Annotated in this window: 1 pseudogene; it reads left to right on the forward strand. The window is 73.1% G+C overall.

The annotated features are described in order from the left end of the window. Window positions 1-198: 198 nt before the first annotated feature. Window positions 199-2,809, forward strand: a pseudogene (locus tag ACFU6K_RS35790) (hypothetical protein); the annotation flags it as partial.

Genomic DNA, 2,809 nt, shown 5'->3' on the forward strand with positions numbered 1-2,809 from the left:
CGCCTCGGCGCGGGCCCGCCGTTTGCGGAGTTCCCAACTCCGGTACGGAGTCGTCGCGTTGTGGTCTCGTACATCTGGTCGACCGGATCCCGCCATGTCCGGCTGGCCGAATAGTACGCACGGAATCGTCCGTCCCCAGCGCGATCGACGCCCTCGTGCCGCCTCCCTCGGCGGCCCGCATCTCCCGGAGGCCTCGCCATGAGAAACCGCGTACCCGACCCGAGAGGCCCAGGGAGGTGGCGCCGTCGACTACCGGCCCTGGTCCTCGCCAAGGCCGTGGTGGCGGCGCTCGCCGTCATTCCGATCGGGTTGGGCGCGGCGCCGCAGGCGCACGCCGACTCGGCGGTGACCGTCCCGGGCCCGAAGGTCTGGATCCCGTCCGCCAAGACGTACGGCACCGAGGGCAGCGTGACCGTCTCCCAGACGGCCAACCTGACCAACCAGGTCCTCCAGGTCTCCTGGAGCGGCTTCACCCCGACGGTCTACCTGGGTTCCAACGATCCCGCACCGACGGCACAGTCGCTGTCGACCCACATCCTCTACGCGGTGCGGATCTACCAGTGCCGGGGTACCGACCCGTCGGTGACGGACTGTTACGGCAGTACCCTCTACGGCGGCGACCGGACGAAGGGCTTCGAGCAGCCGCCCCGGCCGACGCGCACCGAGGTGCCGGAGTGGCCCACCAACCAGGTGATCGCCGCCACCGGCCCGGACGGCTCGGGCAGCGCCTCGATCGAGGTGTGGAGCGCCAAGGAGAGCTCCACGCTCGGCTGTGACGCGACCCACCCCTGTTCCCTGGTGGTCGAGCCGAACTACGGCGGCGACCCGCTGGACCTCTTCCAGGTCCTCGACGGCAAGGCCGACTGCGAGTTCCACGACCTGGACGCCGACCCGGACGGCTACACCGCCGCCGACGGGATCATGACCCCCGGCAACCAGAACTGGAAGACGGGCAACCGGACCAGCGAGCAGTGCGCCTGGCAGCACCGGACGGTGGTCCCGCTGACCTTCGCCCCCACGGCGGACTCCTGCAAGGTGAGCGACCAGGCCTTCGGCGCCGCCGGTCTGGAGACGGCCAACCGGGCCATGCAGCAGTGGCGGGCCGGCCTGTGCCTGGGCGACTCGCCGATGACCGTGGGCTACGTCCCCTCCGGTGGCGAGCCGCAGGCCCGTGCCGCGTTCCTGGGAGGCAGCGGCAGCACGGAGGTCGCGCTGACGGCGCGGCCCGACCGGTCGCCGCCCACCCGTCCGTACGTCTACGCCCCGCTCGCGACGACCGGCATCTCGGTCACGTACCTGATCGACGACCCGAAGACCGGGCGGCAGATCCGCGACATGAAGCTGAACGCCCGGCTGGTGGCCAAGCTGCTCACCCAGTCCTACGCCTCGCCGGGGACGAGCATCCCCTCCGTGGCCGGCAACCCGACCTGCCTGTTCACCGACCCCGAGTTCAAGCAGCTGAACCCGGAGACGGCGGCCAACGGGATCCACTGGCCGACGAGTTGCGGCGGCACCCTGACGATCTACCCCGGTGTTCCCGGTGGCACCACCGACTTCACCTACCAGCTGACCTCGTGGTTCGCCGCCGATCCGGACGCGAGCCGCTTCCTCGACGGTGAGCCGGACCAGTGGGGCATGCGCGTCGACAGCTTCTACCTGAAGCCGAAGTTCGCCGGCTACCCGACGGAGGCGTTCCAGGTCCAGGACTACTCCGGGCCCGCGCAGGGCAGCGCCGGAGTCGACTTCAAGCACTGGAAGCAGTACGAGTGGAACCCCTCGCTCGACGGTCTCGGGCGGGTGGCGCGCAACCTGATGCAGTACCAGCCGAACTGCCAGCAGCCGAACGCCGAGTCCGACGGCAGCCACAAGGCCTGTCCCGCGCAGATCCCCGGTCAGCGGTCGCTGCTCGCCATCATGGACACCGCCCAGGCCAAGGCGTTCTCGCTCCCCGAGGCCTCGCTGCTCAACCCGGCCGGCTCCTACGTGTCGCCCTCCACGGCCGGCTTCCAGGCCGCCGTCGCCGACATGCCGACCGACGCCGCCACCGGGGTCCAGCAACTGCCCTACGGCACGCCGGACACCGCGTTCTCGCGTGACCAGCGGGCGTACCCGCTGACCGCGGTGCAGTACGCGATGGTGCCGACCGGCGGGGTGCCCGCCGAGAAGGCCGCGTCGATCGCGCAGTTCCTCAAGACCGTGACCACCGACGGCCAGACCTACGGGCTCGCGCCGGGCCAGCTGGCCCAGGGCTACCTCGCGCTGACCGGCGCCCAGCGGCAGCAGGCCCAGGAGGCCGTGCAGCACGTCGCGGCCCAGGACGGCAAGCTGCCCGGCAACCAGACCGCCCCTCCGGCCGGCGGCGAGCCGGGCACCCCGGAGAGCGGCAACGGTTCCTCCGGCTCGGGCGGCACGGGCGAGGGCACCACCCCGGTGAGCGGCTCCGGCACCGGCGGCACCACCGCGGACGGCACCTCCGGCGGCACCGGCTTCGGCTCCTCCGACGGCCTGTCCGGCGGCGGCCTCTCCGGCACCGGCTCCACCGGGACCGGCACGGCCGGCGGTGCCGCGGCTCCCGGCGCGGCCGGCGGGGCCAAGTCTGGTGCGGGCGCCGCGCCCTCCGGCAACGCGATCGCCGCGGCCCCGGTCGGCACCCCGGTGCCCGACCGCGCCGGCACCGCCCGCCTGCTGCGGCCCGTCGCGCTGATCGCCGGCCTGGTGCTGCTGGTCGGCGGACCGGCCGCGCTGGTCCTCGGCGGCACCCCGGCCGGGGCGAAGGTGCTGGCCGGCGCCCGCGCCCGGTGGTCGCGAC

The sequence above is a fragment of the Kitasatospora sp. NPDC057512 genome, from assembly GCF_042802135.1.
Lineage (GTDB): Bacteria > Actinomycetota > Actinomycetes > Streptomycetales > Streptomycetaceae > Kitasatospora.